Here is a 6,143-nt window from a genome sequence, read left to right as displayed (position 1 = left end):
CCACCACCTATGCCGAGAACATCGGCGTCATGGCGGCCTCGCGCGTCTACTCCACGGCAGCCTACTGGGTGGCCGGGATCGTCGCGATCCTGCTGAGCCTGTTCCCGAAATTCGGCGCACTGATCGCCACCGTCCCGCCGGGCGTCCTGGGCGGCGCCGGCGTGGTGCTGTACGGAATGATCGGCATCCTCGGCGTACGGATCTGGGTCCAGAACCGGGTGGACTTCTCCAATCCGATCAACCTGTCCACAGCCGGTGTGGCACTGGTCATCGGCATCGCCGACTTCACCTGGATCATCGGCGACCTCACCTTCGCCGGGATCGCCCTCGGCACCGGCGCTGCCCTGCTGATCTTCCACGGCATGACGGCGATCGCCCGTGCGCGCGGGAGCGAACACGTCGCAGCGCCCGACGAGCCGGAGTCCACCGACCATGGCAGTCGTCCCTCCAAGCTCGGATGAAGCAGTTGCGGATCTTCGTCATCCCCGGCTACCAGGCCGCCCCCGGCGACCACTGGTTTCCGTGGATGGAAAGGACCTTCGGGCAGGGCGACAGCCACCACCTATGCCGAGAACATCGGCGTCATGGCGGCCTCGCGCGTCTACTCCACGGCAGCCTACTGGGTGGCCGGGATCGTCGCGATCCTGCTGAGCCTGTTCCCGAAATTCGGCGCACTGATCGCCACCGTCCCGCCGGGCGTCCTGGGCGGCGCCGGCGTGGTGCTGTACGGAATGATCGGCATCCTCGGCGTACGGATCTGGGTCCAGAACCGGGTGGACTTCTCCAATCCGATCAACCTGTCCACAGCCGGTGTGGCACTGGTCATCGGCATCGCCGACTTCACCTGGATCATCGGCGACCTCACCTTCGCCGGGATCGCCCTCGGCACCGGCGCTGCCCTGCTGATCTTCCACGGCATGACGGCGATCGCCCGTGCGCGCGGGAGCGAACACGTCGCAGCGCCCGACGAGCCGGAGTCCACCGACCATGGCAGTCGTCCCTCCAAGCTCGGATGAAGCAGTTGCGGATCTTCGTCATCCCCGGCTACCAGGCCGCCCCCGGCGACCACTGGTTTCCGTGGATGGAAAGGACCTTCGGGCAGGGCGACAGTACGGTCGAGGTCCTGCACCTGCCGACTCCGCAGGAACCGATGCCCGGACCCTGGGTGGAGACCATCGAGGCTGCCGTCCATCGGCCCGATGAATCGACGGTCCTTGTCTGCCACAGCCTGGGCTGCATCGCGGCGCTGCGCTACCTCGACACACTGGCCGGGAGCTGGTCCCTTCATGGCCTCATCCTGGTTGCCGGGTTCGAGGAGCGCGTACCGGAACTGCCGCTCCTTGACCCTTTCACTGCGCTTCCGGTCGATGCTCCCGCCCTGGCGCGACACATCACCCACCGGACGGTCTTCGCCTCGGACAATGATCCTGTGGTTCCTTCCGGACTAACACGTGCACTGGCGGAGCGCCTGTCGGCGTCACTGGTGGAAGTGCACGATGCCGGCCATTTCCTCGGAAGCGACGGGTACGGGGAGTTCCCCGAGCTCGGGACACGACTAGCCGGAATTCTCGAGGAGAACCCGCGGCAGGAGAACCGCGGATCGGACGGTGCGCTGCCTGCGCGCGTCATGCCGTGAGGTCCCGCCGCCGGATCAGATAGGCGGCCAGTCCTGCTCCGGCGAGGGCGACGGCGGTCAGAGCCAGGGCCCCGCCCGGCTCGAAGGACTCGACGGGCATGGCGGAGGAATGACGGAACGGGCTGATGTCCTGCATCCACACGGGAAGACCGAGCAGCTCCCCGAACTGGCCCAGAACCAGCCCGACGGCGAGGAATCCCCAGCCCAGCAGACTGCCCAGCCGTGGCACGGTGGCGAAGACGAGTGATGTCACCGCCGGGAAGACAGCCGCGGCCGGGGCGTGAGCCAGTGCCGCGGCCACAATGATTCCTCCCTGGCTGCTGCCCGCTCCGGACAATCCCAGCCCGACGGCCGCTGCAGTACCCGCGGTTGCCGCCACCGCTGTCACCGACAGGGCGGCTAGAACAAGAGTCGCGGCCAGCCATCGCGTGCGGGACCGCGGGACGGCGAGGAGCAGCTCGGCCCGCCCCTCGACCTCCTCGGTCCGCAGCCGAAGCACCGTCTGGATTCCGGCGGCAGCAGCGACAACACCGGCGATGCCCAGCAGGGCGGTGGTGAAGAGGTCGACGACGTCGGGCTGCTCCCCCGGCACGAGGCGCTTGATCAGGTCCTGGAGGGCCGGGTTCCCGTCGAGTGCGTTCCCGACCACTGGAGCGAGTCCGCCTGCCACGGCGCCGAGCGCCAGGGAGGCAAGGCACCAGCCGGCCAGGGGGAAGCGTTGAAGGCGCCACGCCAGGCCCAGGAGCGAAGTCCCTCCGGTGCCGGCCCGGTCCTTCCCCTCGCCTTCGTGCAGGACACTGGCGCCGAGGTCCCGCCGGTTCCGAACCAGCACCGCTGCCGCTGCCAGCACCAGCGCGGCCGCTGCCACCACCAGAAGCGGCACGAGGTCGGCGGCCGTGAACGGCCGTGACCGTTGTCCCCAGCCAATGGGTGAGAGCAGTGAGGGCCACGCCGCGGTGACCTGCGTCAGGCCGGCATCCGGAGTGCCGAGGGCGTCTCCGATGCCCCGGATCAGGTATGCGGCACCGACCAGGCCTGCGGCGGCCCCGTTGGTGCTGCGCCCCGACGGAAGTGCCTGGGCGAGAACCGCGGTAGCGGCACCGAAGAACAGTCCCACCGCGCCCACGGCAGCCCCGGCCGTGAGTGATCCGGCAACCGGTAGACCGGCTGCGGCGAAACCTGCGGCCACCGCCACGGCCAGAACCAGGTTCGCGCCGGCGGCCATGAGCAGCGTTGCTGCCAGGGGTGCGGTACGGGGAACCGGGGTGGACCCGACAAGTTCCGAGCGCCCGAGCTCTTCGTCGGCGCGTGTGTGCCGTACGACGAGGAGGGTGCTCATCAGGCCGGCCAGGACCGCGGTGAAGGAGTAACCCTGAAAGAACACCACCGACCCGATGCCGGTGCCGTCGGGCAGCCCGCGGAGAAAGAGGAACGCCGGGCTCGCCGCGGCAACGGTGATGATCGACGCCCGTTCGCGCTCACTCCCGAACTGGCCGGCCACCGCTGTCGAAGTGACAAGGCCCAGCAGCGCGATACCCAGGATCCACACGGTCAGGACCTTCCGGTCCCGGCGTGCCTGGACCAGCCCCAGACGGACGACGGCGCGCATCAGCTACACCTGGTCGTCCGGCCCGGTGTAGTGGCGCAGGAACAGCGCCTCGAGCGAGGGCGGGGCCGCGGTGATCCCGGTGACACCGGCGGCCGCGAGAGCTTTCAGCACGGATCCCAGCTCGGCGGCGTCGGCGTCGAAGACGGTGCCTGCGCCGTCGTCGTGCAGGCCGTACACTCCCGGCAGCGCCTCCAGCATCGCCGGGTAGGCCGCGGCCGTGATCCGGAAGCGGGTCCGTGTCAGGTGGCGGAGTTCCGCCAGGGTCCCCGTCTCCACGGCGCTTCCGGCGCGGATGATGGTGACCCTGTCACAGAGCTGCTCCACCTCGCTGAGGATGTGGCTGGAGAGCAGCACCGTGGCCCCATCCCCGCTGACACGCTTTACCTGGCGCCGGAAAACCGCGTCCATGACCGGATCCAGGCCCGAGCTCGGTTCATCGAGAAGGTAGAGACGGGCCGGGCGGGCGAACGCGGCGATGAGTGCCACCTTCTGGCGGTTGCCCTTGGAATAGGTTCTGCATTTCCGCCGCGGATCGAAGTCGAACTCGTCGATGAGTTCACGGCGAAGCCTTTCGTCTGCGCCGCCGCGCAGGCCGGTCAGCAGGTCGATGACCTCGCTACCGGAAAGAGCCGGCCACAGACTCACGTCCCCGGGAACGTAGGCGACGTCCCGGTGGACCCGGACAGGGTTCGCCCAGGGGTCCAGATCGAAAACGCGGGCCGCGCCGGAAGTGGGGCGGATAAGGCCCAGGAGGATCCGGAGGGTGGTGGACTTGCCGGCGCCGTTGGGTCCGAGAAACCCGTGGACTTCCCCGGGCCTGACATCAAGATCGAGACCGGTGAGCGCGGCGGCCCGGCCGAAATCCTTCCGGAGCCGGATGGTCTCGATGGTGGGAAACGATCCTGACGGCATGGGGGGTTCTATTCCTTGTTCGAAATGCATGCCCGGAGCGGACGCCGTGGTCGTTCCGCGTGCTCTTCGACAACGCATGCCCGGACAGGAGCAGGCCGCTTCCCGGCCGCTCCTGTCCGTCAGCGCTGTCCCGCTGGAACTCCGGGCGCCTTAGCGCCGATTGAGGATGCTGCGGATCTTTCCGCCAATTCCTCCAGTGCCAGTGGTGCCTGCTGTTCCCCTGCCGGTGTTCAGCCCACCGGTTCGGGGGCTTCCTCCAGCGGGGCGGCCGGCCCTCCCTGCGTACTTTCCGGCGGCATTCTTGATCATATTGCTCAAACCCATGATGAACTCCTTCCGTGTTCACATCGGCCAGCAACAGGCTGGCCGCTTTCGAGCCTACGCGCGTTCCGTGCGCGCTGGCTACGTTTTGTCCGCCCGGATCAACGCTGTTTCCGCCCAGGGGCCGTGCCTTGCGGCCAGCATCCGCGCTGCTTCATCACTCCGGCGAGCAGGTCCGCCCGGTCGGCGACGATGCCGTTCACTCCCAGGTCCAGCAGCGCTGCCATGGTGGGCTCGTCATTGATGGTCCACACGTGCACCTCGAGCGATGCTGCCCGGCACCGGCGGATGTAGCCGGCAGTCACCACGGGGATTCCGCGATAGCGCAGCGGAACCTGCACGGCATCGATCCCGGCTGCCCGGGCAATGGCCCGCGTCAGGCCGAGGGGACCGAAGACACGGATCAGGGAATTCACCAGCATGCCCGCCGAGGACGCCGTGCGCCGGGTGAGTAGGCGCAGCACCTTCTTCCGCCGGCGGTCGGAGAAGGACGCCACCAGCACGCGGTCGTGCGCGTCGCATCGATTGACGACGTCGGCGAACGCCTCCACCGAAGGGCCGTCCTTGATATCGACGTTGAACCGGAGGTGCGGCCAGCGCAGCAGCACCTCCTCCAGGGTGGGGATGGGCTCGCGCCCGCCGATCAGCACGGTCCGCAGTTCGTCCCGCGTCCGGTCAGCGAGGGGCCCGGAGGCATCGGTCACCCGGTCCAACAGTCGATCATGGAACACCATCACCACGCCGTCGCGTGAAGTGCGCACATCGATCTCGAGCCAGCCGTACCCCAGTTCCACGGCCCGGGAAAAAGCCGCGAGGGAGTTCTCGTCGCCGTCAGGGGCGAACCCTCGGTGGGACAATGCGAGGGACAACGCGTGTGGCAGCGGTCCGGCGTCGTGCGCCTGTACCTGTGGCTGTGGCTGCACCGAAGCAGTTCGCGGGGAGGAGAAGTACGGAAGGCTCACCGGCCCGGCGCCGTCAGGCCGTCTTGAGTGCGGCCAGGCGCTGTTCGAGGACCTGCGCCACGCCGTCGTCCTCGAACGCGGGCGCCACGAGGTTCGCCGCCTTCAGGGCCTCGGGGTGTCCCGACGCCAGGGCGTAGCCATGTCCGGCCCACTCCAGCATCTGGATGTCATTGGGCATGTCCCCGAAAGCTACGACATCGGCTGCGGGAATCCCCCGGGCCTTCGCGTACTCCGCAAGGGTCACTGCCTTGTTGATGGATGGCACCGCCATCTCCAGCAGGGCGATGGCCGGCGCCGAATGGGTCGCGGACACAAGGTGCTGCACGGCCGGGCGGACGGTGTGCAGGAACTCGTCGGGGTGGACGTCCCTCTCCCGGGCCAGGAACTTGACCACGTCCTCTCCGGGGAGGGAATCCTCGAAAACCTGGGCCTCGATGCTCCCCAGGATCTCAGTAGTGCCGGGATCGGCGAATCCCGGTTCGATCATGAAACCCGAAACGGTTTCGGCGGCGAACGCCGCGGCGGGATACAGCCCCCGGATGATGTCCCGGGCCTCATAGATGTGCCGATGGTCGAGCAGGTGGACATCGAGGACGCGCTCGGCCTTCAGGTCGTACGTCAGCGCGCCGTTGGAGCAGATGACAGTGCCCAGATGGCCGAGCTGCTCGCGTAGCGGCTGCAGCCAGCGCGGCGGCCGGCCGGT

Annotated in this window: 7 protein-coding genes and 1 pseudogene; 3 read left to right on the top strand and 5 right to left on the bottom strand. The window is 68.4% G+C overall.

Annotated elements, in window-relative coordinates; genetic code table 11:
• The 3 genes and pseudogenes from Y705_RS19790 to Y705_RS19785 form a co-directional block, all read left to right on the top strand.
• On the top strand, positions 1-461 hold a 461-nt coding region (locus Y705_RS19790), incomplete at its 5' end, for a solute carrier family 23 protein (protein ID WP_275450817.1).
• 45 nt (positions 462-506) lie between these two features.
• Positions 507-1,016 (top strand): annotated as a pseudogene (locus Y705_RS0112675) (solute carrier family 23 protein); the annotation flags it as partial.
• Positions 1,013-1,636 (top strand): RBBP9/YdeN family alpha/beta hydrolase, encoded by a 624-nt coding sequence (locus Y705_RS19785; protein ID WP_049822720.1) that lies wholly within the window; start codon positions 1,013-1,015, stop codon positions 1,634-1,636. The pseudogene Y705_RS0112675 and the gene Y705_RS19785, both read left to right, overlap by 4 nt.
• On the opposite strand, the gene Y705_RS0112665 is transcribed toward Y705_RS19785, so the two are convergent.
• The 5 genes from Y705_RS0112665 to Y705_RS0112645 all read right to left on the bottom strand — a co-directional run.
• Positions 1,626-3,245: an ABC transporter permease gene (locus Y705_RS0112665; protein ID WP_026533121.1), complete on the bottom strand. Its 1,620-nt coding sequence runs from the start codon at positions 3,243-3,245 to the stop codon at positions 1,626-1,628. The two genes, Y705_RS19785 and Y705_RS0112665, sit on opposite strands and share 11 nt — an antisense overlap.
• Positions 3,246-3,248: 3 nt before the next feature.
• Positions 3,249-4,157: an ABC transporter ATP-binding protein gene (locus Y705_RS0112660; RefSeq protein ID WP_026533120.1), complete on the bottom strand. Its 909-nt coding sequence runs from the start codon at positions 4,155-4,157 to the stop codon at positions 3,249-3,251.
• A 150-nt stretch (positions 4,158-4,307) separates the two neighbouring features.
• Positions 4,308-4,481 carry a hypothetical protein gene (locus Y705_RS21940; protein ID WP_155850070.1) on the bottom strand — a complete coding sequence of 58 codons (174 nt, stop codon included), beginning with the start codon at positions 4,479-4,481 and terminating at the stop codon, positions 4,308-4,310.
• Positions 4,482-4,579: 98 nt separating this feature from the next.
• Positions 4,580-5,335: a glycerophosphodiester phosphodiesterase family protein gene (locus Y705_RS19780; protein ID WP_155850072.1), complete on the bottom strand. Its 756-nt coding sequence runs from the start codon at positions 5,333-5,335 to the stop codon at positions 4,580-4,582.
• Between the two features lie 118 nt (positions 5,336-5,453).
• Positions 5,454-6,143: HAD hydrolase family protein (locus Y705_RS0112645; protein ID WP_026533119.1), on the bottom strand; the 690-nt coding region annotated here is incomplete at its 5' end.

The organism is Arthrobacter sp. H41 (assembly GCF_000520535.1).
Classification (GTDB): Bacteria; Actinomycetota; Actinomycetes; order Actinomycetales; family Micrococcaceae; genus Arthrobacter_D.
Note: the sequence above shows the minus strand (reverse complement) of the source record. Positions and strands in the feature narration are given on the sequence as shown.

Bases quoted from the DNA above. Each gene is read 5' to 3' on its own strand.
- Y705_RS19785 (WP_049822720.1), top strand. From the start codon at position 1,013: ATGAAGCAGTTGCGGATCTTCGTCATCCCCGGCTACCAGGCCGCCCCC.
- Y705_RS0112665 (WP_026533121.1), bottom strand. From the start codon at position 3,245: ATGCGCGCCGTCGTCCGTCTGGGGCTGGTCCAGGCACGCCGGGACCGG.
- Y705_RS0112660 (WP_026533120.1), bottom strand. From the start codon at position 4,157: ATGCCGTCAGGATCGTTTCCCACCATCGAGACCATCCGGCTCCGGAAG.
- Y705_RS21940 (WP_155850070.1), bottom strand. From the start codon at position 4,481: ATGGGTTTGAGCAATATGATCAAGAATGCCGCCGGAAAGTACGCAGGG.